This window comes from Burkholderia cepacia ATCC 25416 (assembly GCF_001411495.1).
Taxonomy (GTDB): Bacteria; Pseudomonadota; Gammaproteobacteria; order Burkholderiales; family Burkholderiaceae; genus Burkholderia; species Burkholderia cepacia.
Map to the genome: position 1 here is coordinate 2,419,455 of NZ_CP012982.1, position 25,204 is coordinate 2,444,658.

Consider the following 25,204-nt stretch of genomic DNA (forward strand, 5'->3'; position numbering starts at 1 on the left):
GCTTGTTGTGCCGAATTGTTGTACGGGCAGCGGACGGCGGGCTTAATGTAACCAGCCACTATTGCCCGGCTATCGGCGGATTGTAATAGCGCGGATAGCTTGGACGATATAGTTGGGGGCACGATCGCAAGATCGGTCGGCTGCCTGCGCGCGAACGGTCTGGCAGCCCGGCCGCGCGGCGAAGGCGCGCATTTTACCGGTTCGGGTGGAACGAACCGGAAGAAATGGCGGAAACGGGAGCAAGGCAAGGAGGCGAGGCAAGCGAACGGAGCCGGCCGATGCGCGCGCAACAACGTGCGAAGCGAGTGCAAACCGGACGTGCAAGCGGACGCACAAAGCGTCGCGCGGTGTGGCGCGCGTGGCGGGTGCGGGATGACATCCGGCTGAAACGGAGCGCCCGCATGCTGCACGAACGTGGGGCAGGCAGCACGTGCGCGGCCGGTGCGGAAGCCCGGCAGCGGCGTGCAGCGGCCATTCTTCAGTCCAGGCGGTTGCCGATATCGGGCTATCGTGCGCCGAAGCCGTCCCGCCCGCAACTGTCATTTCGTGATGCGGGGGCGACTGTGGTTTCTGTGTAAAAGATTGCAAGACCCCATCGCATAAACCGGCAAGTCTTTCTAGGATAGATACACCGCGCATGCACACGCCGGCCGGTAATTGCCGACGCGGGGGAGTCGCAGTCCGTGCAGGCCGGGCGGTGAAGTGCGGTCAAGGCCGTTGCGCGTTCGGGCAGGCACGGCCGATTGCGATTGCCCGATGCGGGTTCGTCCGTAATCACGGAGGTCAGCATGTTGAACTGGATCAGCCGTTGGGCGATGCGACACGCCCCCACGCCGGAAAAAACCGCTGCGTCGATGCTCGTGACGGCGCGCATGGAACTGTTCGCTGCCGAACAGCGCGTCATCGACGCGAAATTACAAGCGGATTACTGGCGCACACGTGTGTCATTCCTCGAGGAGGTGCAGAAGCAGGGCATCGATCCGTGGGTGACCTCGCAGGCAGCGCAACGCCCCGACCTCGATTCCACTCCCCGCAGCACGGGCCCGCGTCTCGCCGCCAGCACCTGATGCACCAGCTGCATCGCGGCGCGCGATCGCGCGCGGCACGCACCGGCGTGTCGCGTCATTCGATGCGCACCCGCGGCGCCTCATGCCGCGGGTGCGTCTGTTTTCGGTCGCGGCCGTTCCGCGTCTCGCGTGCCTGACGGCACGTCGCTCATCCACTCCTTCCCGCTATCCCGAAGAGCAAACGTTGCACTTGCGCGAGCGTGCGCCTGAAGCGCTCGCCGCGACGCACGTACGCGGTCGTGAGCGTCGCTTCGGCCGGCCGGTCGGCAACGGTGCCGAGCCAGATGCGTTCGCCGCGTGCGATGCGCAGCACGTCGCCGGGCTGCACCCAGCAATCGTCGACGCTCGGCGGGCGCGTGACCCACAGCGCCGCGCCATGCGTGCGGAGCTCCGCGTCCCGCGGCGCACGCCAGGTCATCGTCGTGCGCGGCGCGACCGCGAAACGGATCACGACAGTCGGTAACGCGATCGTGCCGGCGTGGCGCCGATCGGGACGGTCAAACAGCGGGCTTGCCTGGTCCATCGTCTTCTCCAGTGATTGAGCCGGATGGATGACGCGCACCAGAACAAAAAGGCCTCATCCGTTTCCGGCGAGGCCTTGTGTGACATGCGGTACTGCCCGATTGCTAACGCACAAGCGCCTCCCGTGAACCATTCTTTCGAATGTTCATCGATCGATGAATCGAGGTGGAGACGAGCGTGTACGTAGGCATGCGAACGAGTTTGTCTTCGTGGAACGGCGTTGTCAACGACAATTTTCGAGATAGTGCAGGGGATGCGTCGGCGGCTGCGCGCGAGTGGCAGCGTACCCCGATCGCATGCGTCGCGACGCGTTCGTCATGAGCGACTTCGACATCGTTCACGCAACAGGCTGCGCATTCGTACAAGCGCACGCGCGAGCCATGCACAGTGTCCCGTCGCGTACGCGGTCGTGATCGATGCCTCGGCCGGACGGGTGTCGTCGGTGCTCATCCAGATACGATCGCCGCGCCGCACGCGCAGCACGTCGCCGGTTCGTATCCAGTAATCGTCGACGCTGCCCAGCCGCGTGACCCACAGCGTCGCGTCGTGCACGCGAATCTCGGCATCGTTTTGCGCGCGCCACGCCAGCGTCTTGCGCGGCGCGACCGTGAACTGGATCACGACCCGCGGCAACGCGATCGCATCGGTGCGGCACCGATCGGGGCAGACAACCAGCCGGCTTGCTTGGTCCATCGTCATCTCCATCCGTTGAGCCGGGCGGGATGACGCGCACCAAAACAAAAAGGCCCCATCCGTTTCCGGCGAGGCCTTGTGACATGCGCAACTGAATCTCGATGCTAACGCACAAGCGCCTCCAGTGATCGCCACGGATGGGCGTTCACTCGGTTTTCATGCGCGATGGCGGCGGGCTTGAGCATAAGCATGCGAACGAGTGTGTCGTGGCAGCGCATCAATGTCAACGGAAATTTCGAGATGCGTGACGGTTACGCGTCGCGTTGCGCGAGGCCGTTCACGAGCAGCTCGGACAGCAGGCCCGTCATCCCTTCCGGGTGCGTGGCCGCGCGCGCCTTCAGCTGTTCGACGAGTTCGGCGTTGAGCTTGCATGCGAACGGCACGAGGCCCTGTTCCTGGTCGAGCTTGCGCTGCGCGCGGCGGTCGAGCTTGACGGCTTCTTCGGCACCCTTGCCGAAACGCGCGGAGCTCGACTGCTTCATCGCGTGCGTCAGCTTGAGCGCCTTGTTCTTTTCGAGATCGGTTTTCTTCATGGCCATCGCGGCACCTCCGGGAAATTGAAGCCGCGATTGTACGCATTTCGGCGGGCGCCGCCCGTGGAGCCGGCAAGAAACCCGGTCAGGCGCCCTTCGTCGTGCCCCAGTTGCCGCCGTGCGCAGCCGCCTGTGCGGCCGGCGAGCGGGCGAGGTAGGCGAGCGCCTGTTCGGTCGAGCCTTCGTGATGCGGCGTATAGCCGGGCTTGAAATAGCGCAGCGCCGCGCCGATCACCTTCCAGAACGACGGCAGGTGCCCGCGCCGCGAACCTTGCCACCACGCGAGCACGAAACCCGGGTAGCGGCCGGCGTCCGGGTCGCGCCGGTACATGAACTTCGCGCCCGTCGTGATGTAGTAGAGCAGCAGCAGGATTACGAACGCCATGTGCACGCAGCGCTCCGGATAGGTGCCGCCCATGTGCCGGTAGATGTCGAATGCGACCGTGCGGTGCTCGACCTCTTCCGCGCCGTGCCAGCGCAGCAGGTCGACCATCGTCGGGTCGGCTTTCCCCTCGTCGAGCCCGTGCGCGTTGAGCACCCAGTTGCCGAGATAGCCGAAGAAATGCTCGAGCGACGCGATCACCGCGAGCTGCTGCCGCAGCCAGAAACGCGTGTGGCCGATCTTCAGCCCGAGCGGCTGTTCGCCGAGCACGCGCGTGAACAGCCGGTTGAGCTTCTGCGTGAACGGCTTCGTGTCGATCCCGTGCCGGTCGTAGTAGTGCTTCAGCACGCCGCCGTGCGAACGCGAGTGCACGGCCTCCTGCCGCAGGAAGCCTTCGGCCTCGTCGCGCAGGCGCGCGTCGGTGATCAGCGGCAAGGCCTTGTTGTACACGCGGCAGAACCACAGCTCGCCTTCCGGGAACAGCAGGTTCAGCGTGTTGATGATGTGCGTGCTGCCCGGGTCGTTCGGCACCCAGGTGACCGGCGTGTCGCTGAAGTCGAACTTCACGTGCCGGGCCTTGATCTTGTGATAGTCGGCGGTATCGGTCATCTTTGTCTCCCTGTGCGGCGTCGTGCGCCGTCAATGCGATGCCATGCTGACGCGGGCGATCATCCGGCCGAGCCACGGCATGAAGCGGCCGACGAAACGCATGGCATGCGCCTCGCCGCCGACGGCGACGACGGGACGGTTGCGCAGCACGCCGTCGACCATCGCCTGCGCGACGGTTTCGGGTTTCAGGCCGCGCATCTGGTACAGCTTCGTCGCGCGCTTGCGCAGCCGCGCTTCGTCCTGTGCATTGGCGCCCGCGTATTGCGTCGACGCCATGATTCCGGTCTCCGCGAAGCCGGGGCACACGGCCGTCACGCCGATGCCCTTTTCCGCGAGCTCCGCGCGCATGCATTCGCTGAGCATCAGCACGGCGGCCTTCGTCGTCGCATACGCGGGCAGGTCGCGCGACGGCCCGAACGCGGCGGCCGACGCGGTGTTGACGATGTGCCCGCCGGTGCCGCGCGCGGCCATCTGCTGCGCGAACAGCCGCGAGCCGTGGATCACGCCCCACAGGTTCACGTGCAGGATGCGCTCCCAGTGCCGCGTGCTCGTGTCGAGGATGCCGCCGGCCATGCCGATGCCGGCGTTGTTGATCACCACGTCGGCGCCGCCGAGTTCGTCGCCGACCCACGTCGCCAGCGCTTCCATTTCGTCGGCGGACCCGACGTCGACGCGTTTCGCGTGGGCCTGCGCGCCGGTCAGCCCGATCAGCAGCGCGGTGCGTTCGGCGCTCGCGAGATCGATGTCGCACGCGACGATCGTCGCGCCTTCGCGCGCGAACGCGAGCGCCGCGCAGCGGCCGATGCCGCTGCCCGCGCCGGTGACCACCGCGACCTTGCCGCTGAAGCGGCCGCTCGTTGCACGGCGGCGCGCGTTCGCGAGCGCGGGCGGCTGGTTGCCCGATTCGACCGCGTCGATCAGTTGCCCGGCCAGATCCGCGAAGCGCGCCGGATCGGCGAGCGGCAGCCAGTGGCCGGCCGCGACCTCACGGCGGTAGTACTGCGGCACCCAGCGCGACAGGTTCTCGGACAGCGCGGGGCTCACGTACTTGTCGCCGAGCGGCACGATCGTCTGCACCGGTGCATGCGCATGGCGTTCGCGCGGCGCGAACAGGCAGCGGATGAAGTTCGCGCGATAGAGGCGCACGCCGCGCGCGCCGTCGTCGGCTTGCGTCGGACGCGGCGCGACGGGCGTTTTCTCGAGCCGGCGCAGCAGGCGCGGCCACGCGCGGCCAAGCCACAGCCGCCAGCCGAGCTCCGGGATGAACGGCAGGTGGAACAGGTACACGTACCACGAGCGCACGAGCTGGCCGCCGAGCTTGGCGAGCGACGCGGGCGTCGGGTGCAGCACGCGTTCGCGCAGCCAGAAGCCGACATGGTCGAGGCACGGCCCCGAGCACGACGTGTATGACGCGATGCGGCCGGAAAGGCGCGGATCGGTGACGAATTCCCAGCCCTGGATCGAGCCCCAGTCGTGCGCGACCAGATGTACGGCGCGACCGGGGCAGAGCGCGTCGATCACCGCGACGAAATCGTCGGTCAGCTTCGCGAGGTGGTAGTCGGCCGTGCGCTGCGGCACGCCGGACAGGCCCGCGCCGCGCACGTCGTATGCGATCACGTAGTGCTTGCGCGCAAGCAGCGGCGCGACGTGCTGCCAGACGCTGCTGTCGTCGGGATAACCGTGCACGAGCACGACCGGCGAGCGGGCCGGGTCGCCCCAGGTCCTGACCGCGAGCGTCAGGTCGCCGGAGGCGACCGCCGTTTCGCCATGAACCGATTCGAACAGGGCCAGCGGCGCTTCGTCGGAAAGAGGCTGCATCGTGAGTCCGTCGTTCAGGGAGTGGGGATAAAGTCGGGTTCGCGTCAGGCGGCGGCCGGCACGGTCGCGACGGCCTGCGCACGCTCGGCCAGGCGGCGCTGCCAGCGGCGCACGTGCGGCAGGTCGTCGTCGAGCCAGTACGCGTCGTCTTCGGTGATCACGAGCAGCTCTTCGAATTTCGCGCCGACGCCGGCGAAGCCGAGATGCGGCTCGACGGCCCACAGGCCCGGCACGGGTGCATGCTCGGAGCGGCGGTCGATCGACCACAGCGGCGACCAGCCTTGCTGTTTCGCCGCGCGCCCCTGGTCGAGCAGCAGGTTGCGCGTCGCGTTCAGCCCGAAGCGCGCGACGAAGCGCGGCTTCGACAGCTTGTGGATCTTCGCGACGCGATGCGCGAGCACCTTGAACGGATAGGCCTTGTGGCGCGGCTCGACGCCCTGGCGGCGGCACAGTGCGTCGACTTCCTGCGCGACCTCGGCCATCGGCCGGCGCGCCTTCACGAGCCGCACGATCAGGTCGCGATGGTCCATCAGGTCGTCCTGCAGCTGCTCGAGGATCGGGTTCTGGCCGAGGCAGTGCGCGTAGCCGACGTCGGCCACGATGCCGTCGAGCACCGGCGCGACGTCGAGGATCACCGGCATGTCGGTTTCGAGCTGCCGGTTGCTCGGGAAGAACGCGAGATTGAAGCCGCCCATGTGCTTGAGGCCCGAGAAGCCCTGGAAGGCGGTGCGGTCGCCGAACCACGCGAACGGCTTGTGCAGCCAGTCGTGAACGCCGTTGTCCTGCAGCCATTCGGTCAGGAGGCGCGCGGCTTCCTTTTCGGTGATGCCGGGGTAGAGCATCGCGCCGACGGTCTCGACACAGCGGTAGGCAAGCTGCTGGACCGCGCGGAATTGCGGCAGCTCGTCGAGGTGGACTTCCGGCAGCGAGTGGTCGGCCATGATGCGTCTCCAAGGGGGCGCTGATCCGGAATCCGTCCGCCGACGTCGCCGTCACGGGTTATTCAGTCAGCATTTAATGTGTCATTGAACAATGTAACGATCATAGACGGTTCCGCGTGCCGGGACGTGAGGATTTGTCCTAATGGCAGGGGGAAATGGAGGGGAGCCTCTAGGTTTCCGGACGATGCCGCAAGCGGGTGCGTCGCCGGCCCGGACGGCCGTGTTCGATCGTTTCGTGATGCCCGGCATGTCGCGCCGGATCAACTCGCCGTCGTGTCGCGGCGTGACGCTGTCAAATTGCCGAAATAATTTCGACACATCATTCGCCCCCGATTCGAAGCCGTCCCGGCTTCGCGGTGGCGATGACCCGCCAGTGCGCCGCACGGGGCAGTGAACGGAACCGATTCGACATTTCCACGGAGAGACCATGCAACGCCGCCAGTTCATGAACACCCTTGCCGCGGCGACCGCTGCGACGTCGCTGATGCTCAAGGCCGGCACCGCCTACGCAAAGAGCGCCACCGCGCCGGACGCGCTGGACCCGGGCCGCTGGTCGCCGTTCAACGCCGCGCGCCTGCAGGCGGTGCTCGACCAGCATGGCGTCGCGAGCGCGCGCTACGACGAAAAGCGCCGCCCGTACGCGGTGTTCGACTGGGACAACACGTGCATCATGAACGACTGCGAAGAGGCGTTGCTGATGTACCAGATCAACCATCTGCAATACAAGCTGACACCGGACGAATTCGTCGGCGTGATGTGGAAGGACGTGCCGAAGGGCGCGTTCATGAAGGACTACACGACCGTCGACGGCAAGCCGGTGACGATGGAGGATCTCGCCGCCGACGTCGAATCCGACTACCGCTGGCTCTACGCGAACTACAAGGGTTTCGGCGGCAGCAAGAGCCTCGACGAGATTCGCGAGACCGACCAGTTCAAGGATTTCCGCGCGAAGCTGTACTTCATGTACGACGCGATCTGCGATACGCATCCGCTCGAAGTCGGCTACAAGTGGATCATCTATTTCTACAAGAACATGACGACCGCCGAGCTGCAGGCGATGGCGGAAGCGTCGGACAACTACGGGATCGGCGACGCGCTGCGCAAGGTTCGCTACGAAAGCCCGAAGACGCTGCCGGGCAAGGCCGGCGTCGTGGCCGATACGCATTTCCACGGCATTCGCATCCATGAGGAAATCCGCGCGGTGATGCACACGCTGCGCGCGAACGGCATCGACGTGTACGTGAGCACCGCATCGCTCGACGATGTGGTGCGCGTGTTCGCCGGCAATCCGAACTACGGCTACGGCGTGCCGCCGGAGAACGTGATCGGCCTGCGCCTCGACATGCAGGACGGCAAGTACACGAGCACCTATCCGGCCGGCTGGCATTTCAACTGGGGGCCCGGCAAGACGGTGGGCATCCGTAACGTGCTCGTATCGAAGAAGGGCTACGGCCCGCTGCTGGTGTTCGGCGACAGCGACGGCGACGCGTGGATGCTGCGCGACTTCAAGGACACCGCGGCCGGCGTGATCGTCAACCGGATGAAGAAGGGCGAGATCGGCGCGGACAGCAAGCTCGCGGCCGGGCAGATCGGCCAGCCGGATGCGCGCTTCCTGCTGCAGGGCCGCGACGAGCACACGGGCCTGATGATTCCCGACGAGAAGTCAATCAAGTACGGCAAGAGCGAGCGCAAGCTGCTCGCCTGACGGGTGCCTGCTGCCGGGCCGTGGCGGCCCGGTATCCGGCGGGATCGACGGCGGCGCGTCGCGCGGGCCGGAACTCGCGCGTCTCAGCGCTCGCGCGGCGTACCCAGCCGATCCAGCAACGCCCCCAGCAGATCGATCGGCAGCGGAAACACGAAAATGAAGGAGAAGCGCCGGACCGGGCGCCGGACGATCGATCGGGTGCGGGAGTGGCACCGAATCCGGAGAGGGAAGCGGATCGAGCTCGCAACGGAGGAGGCGGACAATAAAAAAAGGACGCTTGCGCGTCCTTTTGCCGTCTGAAGTGTTGCGCATCGTCGAGAGGCGTCCCCAGCGTTTTCATCGGCAATGCTAGCGAAGTATCGAACGAATGTCAAAATGCAGCGCGTCGAAAGCGGAGCGTGACGGGCATCCTGCCGCGTGTTCGGTTGCATCCGTCCTGAACTCACCGCCACGCCGGCGTCGAATGCCAATCGGCCGTGAAGCCGAGATGGGCCGCCGCGTCCACGTGCTCACACCCCGTCAACGTCGCTCGCAAGGCTTCGCGCCATTCGGTCCCATGACCGAGTGGGTCGAGCAGGGCCTTCATCATCGTTGCGCGGGCGTAGAACGTCTCCGGCCGGGTCATTTCCGGGGCATACCGTGCGAGCGTTCGCCCGGCTGGCTTGGCGGGAGGCGATACCGTCAGCTTCATTCCCCAAAGCCGGGCGTGGTGCGCACACGCATTGCGCAGGTCGGTGAGCGATTGAAGCCAGCTGGTGAGCACGGTATCAGGGATGTCCGGCCACGCATGGCGTCCGGCGACCTTGCGGTCGCGCATCGAGAGCGCACTGAAGATTCGGGACAACGCGCCCAGGCTCAGCCGCTCGCAGACCAGCCAGATCGGCGGCAGGTCGGGGCTGGCATAGGTTCGATAGTAGTGAGTCAATGCCGAGCCTTTCCGGGTTTCGCACTCCCGGGCGATCTGATCCAGAATGCGCGCGTAGTGGCGCAGGTCGACGAAACGGTCCCTCTCGACGTACCAGTGGCTGCCGTAGTCGATTGCGAGGGGATTGCTGAGTGCGGCGCGCAGCGCAACCTCGATGCGCTCGACCGCGTCCATCGTGATCGAGCGCAGACGTCGATCGAATGCGTAGAGTTCAACGATGTCGGAGAATCGGGTTCGAGGCCAGAATCGCTTGGTCGTGGGGTTCTGGAACCGCCGCATGTAGACCAGCAACCGGAAATGGCCGATCGACCGGAGCATTCGCAAGTTCGCCGGGCGATCGTCGATGCGCAGTCCGCGTTGCCACAGTCGATGCAGCGTTTCCTCGGCGCTGAGGGCCACCTTGCCATAGGCCCTGGTTGGCGTCGCCGATGCCGTTTTCCTTGTCCGAGTCTTGCCCATCGTTGATCCGTACTGCCATGCATGCGGATCTCGTTGTATACGCCATCGGACCGCGAGCGGCCATCTTCCATACCATTCGGCTGATAGGGGGCGCCGGTCGGTATCGATGCCTGTTGCCCCTCGTCCGGCGAATCCGGTGAGTATCCGGCGAGGATCCGAATGTCTGTCTCACTCCTCCCGCTTCCCGCCCAACCGATCCAGCAACGCCCCCAGCAGATCGATCGGCAGCGGAAACACGATCGTCGAATTCTTGTCCGCCGCGATCGTCGTCAGCGTCTGCAGGTAGCGCAGCTGCATCGCCTGCGGCTGCAGTGCGAGCCGCTGCGCGGCCTGCAGCAGCTTCTCCGATGCCTGCAGTTCGCCTTCCGCATGAATCACCTTCGCTCGCCGCTCGCGTTCGGCTTCGGCCTGTCGCGCGATCGCGCGGATCATCGTCTCGTTCAGGTCGACGTGCTTGATCTCGACGGTCGATACCTTGATCCCCCATGCATCGGTCTGCGCATCGAGCGTCTTCTGGATGTCGGCGTTCAGCTGTTCGCGCTCGGCCAGCAGCGCATCGAGCTCGTGCTTGCCGAGCACCGAACGCAGCGTCGTCTGCGAGAGCTGGCTCGTCGCGTCGAAGAAGCGCGCGACCTGGATCACGGCCTTCTCCGGATCGACGACGCGGAAATACACGACCGCATTGACCTTCACCGACACGTTGTCGCGCGTGATCACGTCCTGCGGCGGCACGTCGAACACGACGGTGCGCAGGTCGATCCGCACGACTTGCTGAACGATCGGGATGATCAGCACGAGCCCCGGCCCCTTCACTTTCCAGAACCGGCCGAGCATGAACACGACGCCGCGCTCGTACTCGCGGAAGATGCGGATCGACGACGCAACGAGCACCACGGCGAAGACGATCAGGACGCTGCTGAAGCCGAATGTGTAGCCGATCATGTTGGTTCACCTTGATGTTGTTGTTCCTGCGCCGGCACGTCGTACAGCGGCGCGACGGTGAGCATCAGCCCCTGGCGGCCGGTGACGCGTACGCGGCAGCCGGCTGCGAGCGGCACGCTGCTCGCGACGCGCCAGCGCTCGCCATGCACGCGCGCCCAGCCCGCGGCCGATGGAGCGGTGCCGGCTGCGCCGTGCGGCTGGTCGGCGCGCAGGCCGTCGTCGAGCACCTCGCCGATGCTGCCGACCATCGCCTCGGCACCCGTCACGACCGGGCGCCGCCGCGCGCGCAGCGCGACGCTCGACACGCCCGCGACGAGCAGCCCGCCGCCGAGCGCCAGGCTCGCGATCACGGGCCACGGAATCCCGTAGCCGGGCACGTCGGTGTCGATCAGCATCAGCGCGCCGATCGTGAACGACACGATCCCGCCGAAACCGAGCACGCCGAAGGTCGGCAGGAACGCCTCGGCGACCAGGCAGCCGAGGCCGAGCAGCACGAGGCCGAGGCCCGCATAGCTGATCGGCAGCAACTGCATCGCGAACAGCCCGACCAGCAGGCAGATCGTGCCGGCGACGCCCGGCAGCACGAAGCCGGGGTTCGCGAACTCGAAGAAGAGGCCGTAGATGCCGATCGTCAGCAGGATCAGCGCGACGTTCGGATCGGCGATGATCGCGAGGAAGCGGCTGCGCCAGTCGGGTTCGACGATGACGAGCGGCGCGTGCGTGGTCGCGAGCTTCACCGTGCCGGCGGTGGTCGTTGCGGTATGGCCGTCGAGCTGGCGCGCGAGGTCGGCCGGATCTTGCGCGATCAGGTCGACGACGTGCTGCGCGCGCGCCTCGCTGGCCGACAGGCTGACGGCTTCGCGCACCGCGCGCTCGCCCCATTCGGCATTGCGCCCGCGCAGCTGCGCGAGGCCGCGGATGTAGGCGGACGCGTCCTGCATCGCCTTGCGGATCTCGGTCGATTGCGTGTCGGTCGGCAATGCGGCCTGCGTGGCGGCCTCGGACGCACCGGATGCCCCTGACGCACCCGGGGTTCCGGCCGGCGGGCGCGGTGCGGCGGGGTTCGCACCCGGCGGCGCGGCGCCGCCGATGCCGAACTGCACCGGCGACGCCGCGCCGAGATTGGTGCCGGGCGCCATCGCCGCGAAGTGGCTGGCATAGACGATGTAGGTGCCCGCGCTGGCGGCCCGCGCGCCGCCCGGCGCGACGAACGCGGCGACCGGCACGGGCGAGCCGAGGATGGCCTTGATGATCTGCCGCATCGACGTGTCGAGGCCGCCGGGCGTGTCGAGCTGCAGGATCGCGAGCGGCGCGTGCTGGCGTGCCGCACGGTCGAGCGAGCGCACGATGAAATCGGCGCTGGCGGGCCCGATCGCACCGTTGATCGGGATCACGATGACCGGGCGGGCGGCGGGTGCGGCGGGTGTGTCGGCGGACGGCGGCGCGGCGACCGCGGCGACCGCGTCACACACGACGAGCAGCGCCGCGAACAGCGCGGCGCGCGCGACCCGCGCGGACAGCGGGTGACGAGGGTGGCCGCCGGGCGTGGCAGGCACCGGCGACGGCCCGTGACGGTGAACGTGCATCGGGGCGTCCGGGCGGCGCGTGGCCGTGCGCCATCCGGCTTGCGGAAAGGGCGTGGGCCCGATGCTTAAAGATTAGGCGGTTTCGGCGGAAAGCGCGAAGCGAGCGCCGTGCCGGCCGGCCTCAGCTCGCGCCGCCGCCGCGCGCGAGCACTTCGTCGCGATAGTCGGCCGGGCTGCGTCCGCTCCATTTGCGGAATGCGCGGTAGAACGCGCTCGGTTCCGCGAAACCGGTTGCAGCCGCGACGTCGGCGATCGTGCGCGCGGGGTCGGCCAGCGCCTCGAACGCGAGGTCGCGCCGCAGCGTGTCCTTGATCGACTGGTACGCGTGGCCTTCCTGGTGCAGCTTGCGGCGCAGCGTGGCCTCGGCCACGTGCAGCCGCGCGGCCATCCCGCCCGCACCGGGCCACGCGGCGGGCGGCATCCCGCGCAGCACCGCGCGCACGCGCTGCGCGAGCGCGTTCGGGTTGCGGTACTTGACGATGAAGCTCGCCGGCGCGTTGCGCAGGAACGTCTTCAGCGACTTCGCGTTCTGCACGACCGGCAGCGTCGCGAATTCGGGATCGAAATCGACATACGAATCGGGTTCGTTGAAACGCATGTCGTCGCAGAACATCGACGGATATTCATGGTCGGCGGGCGGCGTGTCGCAGCGGAAGCTCGCATGCAGCAGCGGGATGCGCCGCCCGATCAGCCAGCAGGTCAGCCCGTAGACGATGATGAAATAGGTCGCATACGTGAACATCGCCGGCGTCGCACCGTTGTTGCGGTGCACGAAGCGCAACCGCACGCGCTGCGGGTTCGCGTCGAGTTCGGCGTGCAGGTCGTCGAGCACGCAGTGCATGAAATTCACCGCGCGCGCCATCGCGTGCAGGCCGTCGCGCGCGGTCAGCGCCGCCTGGCTCATCGCGATGAAACTGCCGCTGCGCATCGGGTGGCGATCCTGCCCGAAAAACTCGTCGTCGAGCGTGCGCGCGATCGCGTTCCACAGCGCGCCGTATTGCTGCGCGGACACGCGTGCGCGCGGTTGCCCGAGCAGCGCCGGGGCGATGCCGGCCTGCGCGAGCAACGGTTCGGCCGCGACGCCGCGCCGGGCCGCGAGCGCGACGCTGTAAGCGACGAGGCTGATCGCGACGGTTCCCTTGTCTTCCTGCTTCATCCGTGCCGCCGGTGTGGCAAAAACGCTCAGTGTAAATGAGCGGCGCGAGCATCGAACAGTCGCGCGTGCTTGCCTACACTTGTTGCATCGAAACGCAAGGACGGTCGCGCCCGGCGGCCGCGGGAGACAGCAGCACCATGGACGAGCTTTACACCGAAGACCAGCGGATGATCCGCGACGCCGCACGCGCCTTTGCCACCGAGATGCTGGCGCCGAACGCGGCGCAGTGGGACCACGATGCGCACCTGCCCGACGCCATCGTCGCGCAGCTCGGCGAACTCGGCCTGCTCGGGATGATCGTGCCGCAGGAGCTGGGCGGCTCGTATACGGACTACGTGGCCTACGCGCTGGCGATGGAGGAAGTCGCCGCCGGCGACGCCGCGTGCGCGACGATGATGAGCGTGCACAACTCGGTCGGCTGCGGGCCGATCCTCGGTTTCGGCACGCCCGCGCAGAAGGATCGCTGGCTGGCCGACATGGCGGCGGGCCGCGTGATCGGCGCATTCTGCCTGACCGAGCCGCAGGCCGGCTCCGAGGCGAACAACCTGCGCACGCGTGCGGAACTGCGCGACGGCAAATGGGTGCTGAACGGCGCGAAGCAGTTCGTGACCAACGGCCAGCGCGCCGGGGTGGCGATCGTTTTTGCCATGACGGACCCGGAAGCCGGCAAGCGCGGCATTTCCGCGTTCCTGGTGCCGACCGACACGCCGGGCTTCATCGTCGGCAAGCCCGAGAAGAAGATGGGCATCCGTGCATCGGATACGTGCCCGATCACGTTCGAGAACTGCGCGATTCCGGAAGAAAACCTGCTCGGCAATCGCGGCGAAGGGTTGAAGATCGCTTTGTCGAATCTCGAGGGCGGCCGCATCGGCATCGCCGCGCAGGCACTCGGCATCGCGCGCGCCGCGTTCGACAAGGCGCGTCGTTATGCGGGCGAGCGCGTGCAGTTCGGCAAGCCGATCGCCGAGCATCAGGCGATCCAGCAGAAGCTCGCCGACATGGCCGTGCAGATCAACGCCGCGCGCCTGCTCGTGCATCACGCGGCGAAGCTGCGCACGGCCGGCTTGCCGTGCCTGTCGGAAGCGTCGCAGGCGAAGCTGTTCGCGTCGGAGATGGCCGAGCGCGTGTGTTCAGACGCGATCCAGATCCACGGCGGCTACGGCTACCTGGTCGATTACGAAGTCGAGCGCCACTATCGTGACGCGCGCATCACGCAGATTTACGAAGGCACCAGCGAAGTGCAGCGGATGGTGATCGCGCGGCAGCTTTGAGCCGCGACATTCCGCGTCGAAAGGAAGCATCGCGCAGGGCACGAGGGCAGTGCGGTGAACGCGGCACGCAACGACGTGACCGTGCACCGCGACAGAGGAGACCGGGCATGCGCTGCAGCCATGTTGCCGGTTTACCGCGAGGCATGGGACGAGGGTAAGTGTTGAAGCGTCGACTCTCGTCGACCGCGCAAGGCATGGGACGAGAGCAAGCGCTAAAGCGCTAACTCTCGTCGACCGCACGAGGCATGGGACGAGAGTAAGCGCTAAAGCGCTAACTCTCGTCGACAGGAGACAAAACGATGACGGTACAGGCATTCCTGAACGCACGCGACTTTCTGCTGCGCCATCGCACCGACTACGAAACCGCGTACCGCGATTTCGAATGGCCGGTGCTCGACGCGTTCAACTGGGCGCTCGACTACTTCGACCCGATGGCGCGCGGCAACGACCAGCCCGCGCTGTGGATCGTCGACGCGGCCACCGGAACGGGCGATCCGTATTCGTTCGCGCAGATGTCCGAGCGTTCGTCGCGGATCGCGAACTGGCTGCGCTCGATCGGCGTCGTCCGCGGCGATCGCATCCTGCTGATGCTGCCGAACCGTGTCGAGCTGTGGGACGCGATGCTCGCCGCGATGAAGCTGGGCGCGATCGTCCTGCCCGCCACCACGCAACTGTCGCCCGACGACGTGCGCGACCGCGTGCAGATCGGCGGCGCGAAATACGCGATCGTCGACGAGAACGAAACAGCGAAATTCGACCAGCCCGACCTCGGCCTCGCGCAGAAGATCGTAGCCGGCGCACCGCGCGCGGGCTGGCTCGCGATGAACGACGGCTATGCGGCGAGCGCCGCATTCGAGCCGGACGCCGTCACGCACGCGAACGATCCGATGCTGCTCTACTTCACGTCGGGCACGACGTCGAAGCCGAAACTCGTCGAGCATACGCACCGCACCTATCCGGTCGGGCACCTGTCGACGATGTACTGGGTCGGCCTGCAGCCGGGCGACATCCACTGGAACATCAGCTCGCCGGGCTGGGCGAAACACGCGTGGAGCTGCTTCTTCGCGCCGTGGAACGCGCAGGCCTGCGTGTTCGCATTCAACTACGCGCGCTTCGAGCCGAAGGTGGTGCTCGATGCGCTCGTCAAATACCAGGTGACGACGCTGTGCGCGCCGCCGACCGTGTGGCGCATGCTCGTGCAGCAGCCGCTCGCGTCGTTCGACGTGAAGCTGCGCGAGATCGTCGGCGCGGGCGAGCCGCTGAATCCCGAGATCATCGAGCGCGTGAAGAAGGCGTGGGGCATCGCGATTCGCGACGGTTACGGCCAGACCGAGACGACCTGCCTGATCGGCAACTCGCCGGGCCAGCCGGTGGTCGCGGGCTCGATGGGCCGGCCGCTGCCCGGCTATCGCATTACGCTGCTCGACCCGGACGGCGCGCCCGTGACCGAAGGCGAGGTCGCGCTGCCGATCGGCGCCGACGTCACGCGCCCGGTGGGCCTGATGAAAGGCTATGCGAACAACCCCGATGCAACCGCCTACGCGATGCGCGACGGCCACTACCGCACGTCGGACATCGCGATGCGCGGCGACGACGGTTATTACGTCTACATCGGCCGCGCGGACGACGTGTTCAAGTCGTCCGACTACCGGCTGAGCCCGTTCGAGCTGGAAAGCGTGCTGATCGAGCATCCGGCGATCGCCGAGGCGGCCGTCGTGCCGAGCCCCGACCCCGTGCGGCTGTCGGTGCCGAAGACCTTCATCACGCTGCGGCAGGGCTACGAGGAAAGCCCCGCGCTCGCGCTGGAGATCTTCCGTTTCTCGCGCGAGAAGCTCGCGCCGTACAAGCGCATCCGCCGCCTGCAGTTCGCCGATCTGCCGAAGACGATCTCGGGGAAGATCCGCCGCGTCGAGCTGCGCCGGCGCGAGATCGAGCGCGGCGACGACGCGACCGCGCGCATGCCCGGCGAATACTGGGAAGAAGATTTTGCTGCCGAACTGAAATGACGTGACCGCGGGCCGCGCGCCGCCTGTCGCGGCCGCCGCCCGCAGCCGAATTGAACCGGCCGCGCGGCGATATCGCGCTTCGCGGCCCTCTGCAAGGAGAAGGGATCGATGAACGCGAATCCGACGCCCCAAACGGGGCAAGACGTGCCGACGGTCAAGCTGCTGATCGACGGCGCTTTCGTCGAGTCCGCCACGAAAGAGTGGCGCGACATCGTCAACCCGGCGACGCAGCAGGTGCTCGCGCGCGTGCCGTTCGCGACCGTCGCGGAAGTCGACGCGGCCGTGCAGGCCGCGCACGCCGCGTATGCGACGTGGAAGAACACGCCGATCGCCGCGCGCATGCGCATCATGCTGAAGTTCCAGGATCTGGTGCGCACGAACCAGCAGCGCATCGCGAAGACGCTGACGGCCGAGCAGGGCAAGACGATCCCCGATGCCGAAGGCGACATCTTCCGCGGCCTCGAAGTCGTCGAGCATGCCTGCTCGATCGGTTCGCTGCAGCTCGGCGAATTCGCGGAGAATGTGGCGGGCGGCGTCGATACCTATACGCTGCGCCAGCCGCTCGGCGTGTGCGCGGGCATCACGCCGTTCAACTTCCCCGCGATGATTCCGCTGTGGATGTTCCCGATGGCGATCGTCTGCGGCAACACGTTCGTGCTGAAGCCGTCCGAGCAGGACCCGATGTCGACGATGGAGCTCGTCGAGCTCGCGATCGAGGCTGGCGTACCGAAAGGGGTACTGAACGTCGTGCACGGCGGCAAGGAAGTCGTCGACGCGATCTGCACGCATCCGCTCGTGAAGGCGATCTCGTTCGTCGGCTCGACCACCGTCGGCACGCACGTGTACAACCTCGGCAGCGCGCACGGCAAGCGCGTGCAGTCGATGATGGGCGCGAAGAACCATGCGGTCGTGCTGCCCGATGCGAACCGCGAGCAGACGATCAATGCGCTCGTCGGCGCCGGCTTCGGCGCGGCGGGGCAGCGCTGCATGGCGACGTCGGTCGCGGTGCTGGTTGGCGAAGCGCGCGACTGGCTGCCCGATCTCGTCGCGAAGGCGAAGCTCTTGAAGGTGAATGCGGGCGCGGAAGCCGGCACCGACGTCGGCCCGGTCGTGTCGAAAGCCGCGAAGGCGCGCATCCTGTCGCTGATCGAAGCGGGCGTGAACGAAGGCGCGAAGCTCGAGCTGGACGGTCGTGACGTGAAGGTGGCCGGCTACGAAAGCGGCAACTTCATCGGCCCGACGATCTTCTCGGGCGTAAAGACCGACATGTCGATCTACACGCACGAAATCTTCGGCCCGGTGCTCGTCGTGCTCGAAGCCGACTCGCTCGACGACGCGATCGCGCTCGTCAACGCAAACCCGTTCGGCAACGGCGTGGGCCTGTTCACGCAAAGCGGTGCGGCCGCGCGCAAGTTCCAGAGCGAGATCGACATCGGCCAGGTCGGCATCAACATCCCGATCCCGGTGCCCGTGCCGTTCTTCAGCTTCACCGGCTCGCGCGGCTCGAAGCTCGGCGATCTCGGCCCGTACGGCAAGCAGGTCGTGCAGTTCTACACGCAGACCAAGACGGTCACCGCGCGCTGGTTCGACGACGACACGACGGCCGGCCCGGTGAATACGACGATCCGGCTGCATTGAGCCGTGGAGGACAACATGAAAATCGGATTTATCGGCCTCGGCCACATGGGCGCGCCGATGGCGCTGAACCTGCTGAAAGCCGGCCACGAAGTGCACGCGTTCGACCTGAGCGCCGACGCCTTGCGCGCACTGCAGGATGCCGGCGCACAGGTGGCCGCGTCGCCGCGCGATGCCGCCTCGGGCGCGACGTTCGTCATCACGATGCTGCCGGCCGCGCCGCACGTGCGCTCGGTGCTGTCCGGCGAGAACGGCGTGCTCGCCGGCCTCGGCGCGGGCGCGACCGTGATCGATTCGAGCACGATCGACCCGGCGAGCGCACAGGCGTTCGGCGCGCTCGTGCGCGAGCACGGCGGCGCGTTCGTCGACGCGCCCGTGTCGGGCGGCACCGGCGGCGCGGCGGCCGGCACGCTGACCTTCATGGTCGGCGGCAGCGACGCGGATTTCGAGCGCGTGAAGCCCGTCCTCGCGGGCATGGGCAAGAACATCGTTCACTGCGGTGCGACGGGCATGGGGCAGGTCGCGAAGGTCTGCAACAACCTCGTGCTCGGCATCTCGATGGCGGCGGTGTCGGAGGCGATGTCGCTCGGCGTCGCGCTCGGCATCGACCCGAAGGTGCTGGCCGGCATCGTCAACACGTCGACGGGCCGCTGCTGGAGTTCGGACACCTACAACCCGTATCCGGGCGTGATCGAGACCGCGCCGTCGTCGCGCGGTTACTCGGGCGGCTTCGGCACCGACCTGATGCTGAAGGATCTCGGCCTCGCGAACGACGCCGCGAAGCAGGCGCGCCAGCCCGTCTATCTCGGCGCGCTCGCGCAGCAGCTGTACCAGACGATGAGCAGCCGTGGCGACGGCCAGCTCGATTTCTCGGCGGTGATCCGCCTGTACCAACCGGCCAGCAAGAAGGACGCGTCATGATCGAACTGGACTACGTCGACGACGGCGCGATCGCGTGCGCGACGCTCAAGCGTCCGCCCGCGAACGCCTTTACCGCCGACGGGCTGCGGCAACTGCAGGACACCGTCGCCGAACTGAATGCGAACCCGCGCGTGCGCGCGCTGGTGATCACGGGCGACGGCCCGAAGTTCTTCAGCGCGGGCGCCGACCTCAACACGTTCGCCGACGGCGACCGCGCGGTCGCGCGCGCGATGGCGTCGCGCTTCGGCGCGGCGTTCGAGGCGCTGCACGACGCGCGTGTCGTGACGATCGCGGCGATCAACGGCTACGCGATGGGCGGCGGCCTCGAATGCGCGCTCGCATGCGACCTGCGGATCGCCGAGACCCATGCGCAGATGGCGCTGCCCGAGCCGTCGGTCGGCCTGCTGCCGTGCGGGCTCGGCACGCAGACGCTGCCCTGGCTCGTCGGTGAAGGCTGGGCGAAGAAGATCATCCTGACCGGCGCGCGTGTCGACGCGGCCACCGCGCTGCGCATCGGCCTCGTCGAGGACGTCGTGGAGTCGGGCGCGTCGCGCGATGCGGCGCTGGCGCTGGCGCGCAACGTCGCGCGGCAGAGCCCGCACGCGGTCGCGTACAGCAAGGAGCTGATCGGCCTCGCGCGCCGCGGCGTGCCGCGCGGTGCGGCGCTCGCGGTCGAGCGCGAACGCTTCGTCGACCTGTTCGATACCAGCGATCCGCGCGAAGGCGTGGCCGCGTTCCTCGGCAAGCGCGCGCCGCAGTGGCACACCGACGGGGAGGGGCAACGATGAGCACGCCGGTCACGAATCACGACGCGTTCGCGGAGCATGCCCCCGAGGTGCTGTTCCGCGTGGTGAATCGCGTGGCGCTGATCACGCTGAACCGGCCGGCCGCGCTCAACGCGCTGTCGTACGCGATGATCGGCGAGCTGGCCGCGATGCTCGAACGCTGCCGCCACGACGACCAGATCGTCGCGGTCGTGCTGCGCGGGGCGGGCGAGAAGGGCTTCTGCGCGGGCGGCGACGTGCGCGCGCTATACAGGATGGTCGCGCAGCGCGAAACCTGGCTGCCGTTCTTCGTCGACGAATACCGGCTCGACTACACGATCCATACGTTCCCGAAGCCGGTGGTCGCGCTGATGGACGGCGTGACGATGGGCGGCGGCATGGGCCTGGCGCAGGGCGCCGCGTTGCGCGTCGCGACCGAGCGCAGCAAGGTCGCGATGCCGGAAACGCGCATCGGCCTCGTGCCCGATGTCGGCGCGACGCATTTCCTGTCGCGCATGCCGGCGGAACTCGAGCTGTACGTCGGGCTGACCGGCGCGATGCTGTCCGGTGCCGACGCGCTGACCGCGAAGCTCGCGGATCTGTGCGTGCCGTCCGCGTGGCTCGACACGTTCGAGACGCGCATCGAAAGCGTCAAGTGGGAAGGCGATGCGTTGCCGCTGCTGCGCAAGGTGTTCGAGCCGCCGTGCAACGTCGTGCCGCATGCGGCGCTCGACGGCCAGATGCCGTGGATCGTGCGTCACTTCGACAAGCGCTCGACCGTCGAGCGGATCGTCGCGACGCTGACGCAGGATCTCGCGCGCGAGGAACTGTCGCGCGAGCACCGTCAATGGCTGCAGGCGACGCTCGATGCGCTCACGGGCCATTCGCCGACGATGCTGTACGTGACGCGCGAGGCGCTGCTGCGCGGCCGCCAGATGACGCTGGCCGAATCGTTCCGGATGGAGCTCGGCATCGTCGCGCGCGCGATCGAGGAAGGCGACTTCTGCGAAGGCGTACGCGCGCATCTCGTCGACAAGGATCGCAAGCCGCGCTGGGCGCCGGCGTCGCTCGTCGAGCTGCGCGCCGAACGCGTGCGGCATTTCCTCACGTCGCCGTGGAAGCTGTTCGCGCATCCGCTCGCCGATCTCGGCGTGGCGTGAGCGCGTAGCCGGCGCGCCGTGCGGGCACAGGCTGCCGCGCGGCGCGCGTGTCATTTCACCGCTCGATCATCGGCGGAATCGCCTGCGCGAACGCGTCGATCACGCAGCGCGTCTTGCGCGGCAGGTAGCGCGTCTTCGGCCAGATCGCGTGGATGTCGCCTTCGCAGACGAAGCAGCGGTCGAGCACGACCGTCATCTCGCCGCGCTTCACGTAGTGATCGAGCAGCCAGCTCGGCAGCCAGGCGATCCCGAACCCCGATGCGCCGGCCGCCGCGATCGCCTGCACGTCGTCGAAACTGAGCTGGTGCGGCATGTCGATACGTACCGTCGAGCCGTCCGGCGCGCGCAAGTCCCACGGTTGAACCACGCCCGAGCGTGAATACGCGATCGTCCGGTGATGCTTCAGGTCGTCGAGCGTCTTCGGCATCCCGTGGCGGGCGAGATACGACGGCGCCGCGCCGAGGCTCCCGTATTGCGTGCCGAGCCGCCGCACCGCGAGGCTCGTGCTGTCCGCGAGCGTGCCGATCCGCACCGCGAGGTCGATGCCTTCCTCGACGAGATCGACGAAACGGTCGGTGATCGACACGTCGATCCGCAGATCCGGGTAGGTGCGTGCGAGATCGAGCACGACGGGCGTCACGCAGTGGTGCCCGAACGCGAGCGGCACGCTCAGGCGGAGCTTGCCGCGCGGCTCGTTGCGGCCGCAGTCGAGGTCGGCCTCCGCCGCTTCCAGTTCCGCCAGCGCGCGCACGCAGCGGTCGTAGTACGCCTGGCCGTCGTCGGTCAGGCTCTGGCTGCGCGTCGTGCGCTGCAGCAGCCGCGCACCGAGCCGCTTCTCGAGCCGCGCGACCGCCTTGCCGACGGCCGAACGCGTCATGTCGAGCCGCTCCGCCGCGAGCGCGAAGCTGCCCGATTCCACTACCTGGACGAAGGTCGTCACGCCGTCGAGTCTGTCGGTCATCGGAGGGAGGGGTGATTGAGTCCTGTGATTCCCCAGTCTGGAGAAATGCCTGCGTCAATGGGGATCGGAATTCTCACTATAGTACCGATTCCGGTTCAGCGTGCGTTGCCGGCCGCGCGCGACCCATCCTTCTCATCTGGAGGCGCGCGGCCCGTTGCCGGGCCGCCGCGCAATACGCATGACGCTATCCGACTCCCGCAGGAATGCGGTCGCGCTCGCGGCCGTCTGTCTCACGTCGCTGATGTTCGGCCTCGAAATCTCGAGCGTGCCGGTGATCCTGCCGACGCTCGAACACGTGCTGCATGGCGATTTCAACGGCATGCAGTGGATCATGAACGCGTACACGATCGCGTGTACGACCGTGCTGATGGCGGCCGGCACGCTCGCCGACCGGTTCGGCCGCAAGCGCGTGTACGTGATCGGCACCGTGCTGTTCGGCGCGACGTCGCTGCTGTGCGGGCTCGCGCCGAACGTGCCGGTGCTCGTCGCGGGCCGGCTGCTGCAGGGCGCCAGCGGCGGCGCGATGCTGATCTGCCAGATTGCGGTGCTGTCGCACCAGTTCCGCGAGGGTCGCGAGCGCGGCCGCGCGTTCGGGATCTGGGGGATCGTGTTCGGCATCGGGCTCGGTTTCGGGCCGATCGTCGGCGGCGCGATCGTCGCGCTGGCGAGCTGGCCGTGGGTGTTCCTCGTCCATGCACCGCTCGCGGCCGTCGCGCTCGTGCTGATCGGCGGCGCGGTGCAGGAGTCGCGCGATCCGCACGCGGGCAGCCTCGACGTGGCGGGGATCGTCACGCTGTCGCTCGCGGTGCTCGGCCTGGCCTTCTACATCACCCAAAGCGCGGAACTCGGGCTGACGAGCGCCGCCGGCCTCGGCGTGCTCGGCGCGACCGTGCTGGCGGTGGCCGGCTTCTTCCTCGCGGAACGCGCGAGCGCGCGGCCGATGTTCGACTTCTCGGTGTTCCGGATCCGCGCGTTCACCGGCGCGATCTTCGGCTCGATGGGGATGAACTTCAGCTTCTGGCCGTTCATGATCTACCTGCCGATCTGGTTCCAGGTCGCGCTCGGCTACGACAGCGTGACGGCCGGCCTCGCGTTGCTCGCGTACACGCTGCCGACGCTGGTCGCGCCGCCGTTCGGCGAGCGGCTCGCGCTGCGCTACGGGCCGGGCGTCGTGATCCCGGGCGGCTTGTTCACGATTGCCGCCGGTTTTGCGCTGATGCGGATCGGCAGCGCGGCCGACCACGCGAGCTGGGTGACGATGCTGCCCGGCTGCGTGATCGCCGGCATCGGGCTCGGGCTCACGAACACGCCGGTGACCAACACGACGACGGGCGCGGTGCCGAGCGCGCGGGCCGGGATGGCGTCGGGCATCGACATGAGCGCGCGGATGATCTCGCTCGCACTGAATATCGCGGCCATGGGCTTCGTGCTGGTCGCGGGGATCGTCGCGAGCCTGAAGGGCGGTGTCGCGGGCACGATCGGCGACGGGGCGCTGCGCCGGCTCGCGCAGGAGATTGCTTCCGGGCGAACCGACGGGCTGCACGCGATCGCACCGGCGCTCGCGCAGGCCGACCCGACCGGCGCGGTGTTGCATGCGGCGCTCGTGCACGGGTTCGGCTGGGTGATGGTGTACGGCGCGGCCGGCGTGGCCATGCTCGCGACGGCGAGTGCGGTGGCGTTCGCGCCGGCGCGGCGCGGGGCGGCCGTGTGCGAATGACGCCGCGCATGGCCGGCGGGGCGGGGGCGACCGGCCCGGTGCGCGGGCCGGTCAGGACATCCCGCCGCCGAGCGCGCGGTACAGCGTCATCTGGTTGTTGAGCCGGTCCAGCCGCGTCTGTTCGTCGGCGCTTTGCGCATCGCGCAGCCGCTGCTGCTGGTCGAGCCACGGTTGCACGGCGGTCGCGCCGGCCGCGAATTGCGCGGCGGCAAGCCGCTCGGCGCGCTGCGCCTGCGCCAGCGACAGCGCGCGCTGTTCGGCCTCGCGTTCGAGCTGGACGCGCGCCGACAGCGCGTTCTCGACTTCCGCGAGTGCCGTGTAGAGCTTCTGCCGGAACCCGACGACGGCCTCCTCGTACTGCGTCTTCGACACCTTGATCTGCAGCTGCATCGTGTTCCACTGGATGAACGGCAGGGCCAGGCCGAGCCCGAGCGTGCCGACCGGATTCGCGAGCACGCGCTCGAGGCTCGTGCTCGACGTGCCGGCCGCGCCGGTCAGCGTGAAGGTCGGGTAGAAGCTGGTACGTGTCGCGTCGACCTGCGCGAGCGATTCGCGCAGCCTGAATTCCGCCGCGCGCAAGTCGGGGCGCCGGCCGAGCAGGCTGGCCGGCAGGCCGGCCGCCACTTCCGGCGGCGGCGCGTCCGGCAGCGCCGGCGGTTCGGCCGCACGTTGCTGCGGTGGCCGGTCGAACAGGATCGCGAGGGCGTGACGGTTCTCGGTACGCTGCTGGATCAGGCGTGTCTGCGCGGCGCGTTGCGTGGCGAGGCTTTGTTCGGCCTGCGCAAGGTCGAGCCCCGACACGGCGCCGGCCGTGTGCCGTGACCGGACGACCGCGAGCGTGCGGACCGCATACGCGATGTTCGCGTCGCCGAGCGCGATCTGCCGGTTCAGAAAGCCGATCCGCCAGTACAGCGACGCGGTCGTGCCGATCAGCGACAGCCGCGCGGCTTCGAGATCGGCGGCCGTCGCGTCGGCTTCCCAGCGCGCGGCGTCGCGCAGCGCGGCCAGCCGGCCCCACAGGTCGATTTCATAGCTGAGCGAAGCGTTCGCGTTGCTCGACCGGCGCATCTGGTGCGTATCGAGCGTGCGCGACACGGCGCCGCTCGCGCCGAGCGTCACGTTGGGCGTCAGGTTCGTATTCGTGAGCCCGGCCTGCAGTTGCGCGCGGTACACGCGGATCGCCGCGATCGCGAGGTCGTTGTTGGCGCGGAGCGCGTCGTCGATCAGCGCGTCGAGTTGCGGATCGCCGAAGCTGCGCCACCAGTCGCGCGTCGTGGCCGGTGCGTCGGCGGAAACCGGCGCCGACCAGTTCGCGGGCATCGCGACGGCGGGCAGCGGATCATGGCGCGCGCCCGCGCAGCCGGCGAGCAGCGCGGCCGCGCATGCGAATGCGCCGAGGCGCTGAAGCGGTGAGGAATGCGTCATGGCGGG

The 25,204-nt window shown here is 68.1% G+C and carries 21 protein-coding genes; 9 read left to right on the top strand and 12 right to left on the bottom strand.

Translation table 11 applies throughout. From position 1 onward, the window contains the following. The first annotated feature begins 788 nt into the window (after positions 1–788). The gene (locus APZ15_RS28075; protein ID WP_006480752.1) at positions 789–1,067 is read left to right on the top strand and encodes a hypothetical protein; all 279 of its coding nucleotides are present in this window, start codon (positions 789–791) and stop codon (positions 1,065–1,067) included. A 148-nt stretch (positions 1,068–1,215) separates the two neighbouring features. Here APZ15_RS28075 and APZ15_RS28080 read toward each other — a convergent pair whose 3' ends face one another. The 6 genes from APZ15_RS28080 to APZ15_RS28105 form a co-directional block, all read right to left on the bottom strand. Continuing rightward, complete coding sequence (locus APZ15_RS28080) at positions 1,216–1,590, bottom strand: DUF2917 domain-containing protein (protein WP_027789627.1); 375 nt, start codon at positions 1,588–1,590, stop codon at positions 1,216–1,218. Between the two features lie 314 nt (positions 1,591–1,904). Next, a complete protein-coding gene (locus APZ15_RS28085; protein WP_027789626.1) occupies positions 1,905–2,282 on the bottom strand; it encodes a DUF2917 domain-containing protein in 378 nt (125 codons plus the stop codon). A gap of 251 nt (positions 2,283–2,533) precedes the next feature. Then, positions 2,534–2,821 (bottom strand): hypothetical protein, encoded by a 288-nt coding sequence (locus APZ15_RS28090; protein ID WP_027789625.1) that lies wholly within the window; start codon positions 2,819–2,821, stop codon positions 2,534–2,536. Between the two features lie 79 nt (positions 2,822–2,900). Further along, a complete protein-coding gene (locus APZ15_RS28095; protein WP_027789624.1) occupies positions 2,901–3,806 on the bottom strand; it encodes a metal-dependent hydrolase in 906 nt (301 codons plus the stop codon). 30 nt (positions 3,807–3,836) lie between these two features. Next, positions 3,837–5,624 (bottom strand): SDR family oxidoreductase, encoded by a 1,788-nt coding sequence (locus tag APZ15_RS28100; protein WP_027789623.1) that lies wholly within the window; start codon positions 5,622–5,624, stop codon positions 3,837–3,839. A 44-nt stretch (positions 5,625–5,668) separates the two neighbouring features. Further along, positions 5,669–6,565, bottom strand: coding sequence for a M24 family metallopeptidase (locus tag APZ15_RS28105; RefSeq protein WP_027789622.1), 897 nt, complete (start codon positions 6,563–6,565; stop codon positions 5,669–5,671). 427 nt (positions 6,566–6,992) lie between these two features. Between APZ15_RS28105 and APZ15_RS28110 the strand changes: the two genes are divergently transcribed. Continuing rightward, positions 6,993–8,270: an HAD family hydrolase gene (locus tag APZ15_RS28110; RefSeq protein WP_027789621.1), complete on the top strand. Its 1,278-nt coding sequence runs from the start codon at positions 6,993–6,995 to the stop codon at positions 8,268–8,270. Positions 8,271–8,712: 442 nt separating this feature from the next. On the opposite strand, the gene APZ15_RS28115 is transcribed toward APZ15_RS28110, so the two are convergent. The 4 genes from APZ15_RS28115 to APZ15_RS28130 all read right to left on the bottom strand — a co-directional run bounded on the left by APZ15_RS28115 (position 8,713) and on the right by APZ15_RS28130 (position 13,338). After that, entirely contained in the window at positions 8,713–9,654 is a 942-nt protein-coding gene (locus tag APZ15_RS28115) for an Abi family protein (RefSeq protein ID WP_049096259.1), read from the bottom strand. A gap of 168 nt (positions 9,655–9,822) precedes the next feature. After that, the gene (locus APZ15_RS28120; RefSeq protein ID WP_027789620.1) at positions 9,823–10,596 is read right to left on the bottom strand and encodes a slipin family protein; all 774 of its coding nucleotides are present in this window, start codon (positions 10,594–10,596) and stop codon (positions 9,823–9,825) included. Then, entirely contained in the window at positions 10,593–12,182 is a 1,590-nt protein-coding gene (locus APZ15_RS28125; protein ID WP_027789619.1) for an NfeD family protein, read from the bottom strand. The genes APZ15_RS28120 and APZ15_RS28125 overlap by 4 nt, the downstream gene beginning before the upstream one ends. 121 nt (positions 12,183–12,303) lie before the next feature. After that, entirely contained in the window at positions 12,304–13,338 is a 1,035-nt protein-coding gene (locus APZ15_RS28130) for an AraC family transcriptional regulator (protein ID WP_027789618.1), read from the bottom strand. A gap of 137 nt (positions 13,339–13,475) precedes the next feature. On the opposite strand from APZ15_RS28130, the gene APZ15_RS28135 reads away from it, so the two are divergent. The 6 genes from APZ15_RS28135 (at position 13,476) to APZ15_RS28160 (ending at position 21,095) form a co-directional block, all read left to right on the top strand. After that, complete coding sequence (locus APZ15_RS28135; protein WP_027789617.1) at positions 13,476–14,609, top strand: acyl-CoA dehydrogenase family protein; 1,134 nt, start codon at positions 13,476–13,478, stop codon at positions 14,607–14,609. Positions 14,610–14,908: 299 nt separating this feature from the next. After that, positions 14,909–16,615 (top strand): AMP-binding protein, encoded by a 1,707-nt coding sequence (locus tag APZ15_RS28140; protein ID WP_027789616.1) that lies wholly within the window; start codon positions 14,909–14,911, stop codon positions 16,613–16,615. A gap of 108 nt (positions 16,616–16,723) precedes the next feature. Next, positions 16,724–18,253, top strand: a complete 1,530-nt coding sequence (locus tag APZ15_RS28145; RefSeq protein WP_027789615.1) for a CoA-acylating methylmalonate-semialdehyde dehydrogenase — start codon at positions 16,724–16,726, stop codon at positions 18,251–18,253. 15 nt (positions 18,254–18,268) lie between these two features. Then, complete coding sequence (gene mmsB, locus APZ15_RS28150) at positions 18,269–19,171, top strand: 3-hydroxyisobutyrate dehydrogenase (protein ID WP_027789614.1); 903 nt, start codon at positions 18,269–18,271, stop codon at positions 19,169–19,171. Continuing rightward, positions 19,168–19,959 (top strand): enoyl-CoA hydratase, encoded by a 792-nt coding sequence (locus APZ15_RS28155; protein WP_027789613.1) that lies wholly within the window; start codon positions 19,168–19,170, stop codon positions 19,957–19,959. Before mmsB ends, APZ15_RS28155 begins: the two co-directional genes overlap by 4 nt. Then, positions 19,956–21,095 carry an enoyl-CoA hydratase/isomerase family protein gene (locus APZ15_RS28160; RefSeq protein WP_027789612.1) on the top strand — a complete coding sequence of 380 codons (1,140 nt, stop codon included), beginning with the start codon at positions 19,956–19,958 and terminating at the stop codon, positions 21,093–21,095. The genes APZ15_RS28155 and APZ15_RS28160 overlap by 4 nt, the downstream gene beginning before the upstream one ends. A 55-nt stretch (positions 21,096–21,150) precedes the next feature. On the opposite strand, the gene APZ15_RS28165 is transcribed toward APZ15_RS28160, so the two are convergent. After that, positions 21,151–22,056 (bottom strand): LysR family transcriptional regulator, encoded by a 906-nt coding sequence (locus APZ15_RS28165; RefSeq protein WP_027789611.1) that lies wholly within the window; start codon positions 22,054–22,056, stop codon positions 21,151–21,153. 178 nt (positions 22,057–22,234) lie between these two features. Here APZ15_RS28165 and APZ15_RS28170 point away from each other — a divergent pair, with 178 nt between their 5' ends. Beyond that, on the top strand, positions 22,235–23,773 hold the full coding sequence (locus tag APZ15_RS28170; protein ID WP_027789610.1) for an MFS transporter: 1,539 nt from the start codon (positions 22,235–22,237) through the stop codon (positions 23,771–23,773). A 51-nt stretch (positions 23,774–23,824) separates the two neighbouring features. Here the strand turns inward: APZ15_RS28170 and APZ15_RS28175 are convergent, their stop codons facing one another. Continuing rightward, entirely contained in the window at positions 23,825–25,198 is a 1,374-nt protein-coding gene (locus APZ15_RS28175; RefSeq protein WP_027789609.1) for an efflux transporter outer membrane subunit, read from the bottom strand. Between the last annotated feature and the right edge of the window lie 6 nt (positions 25,199–25,204).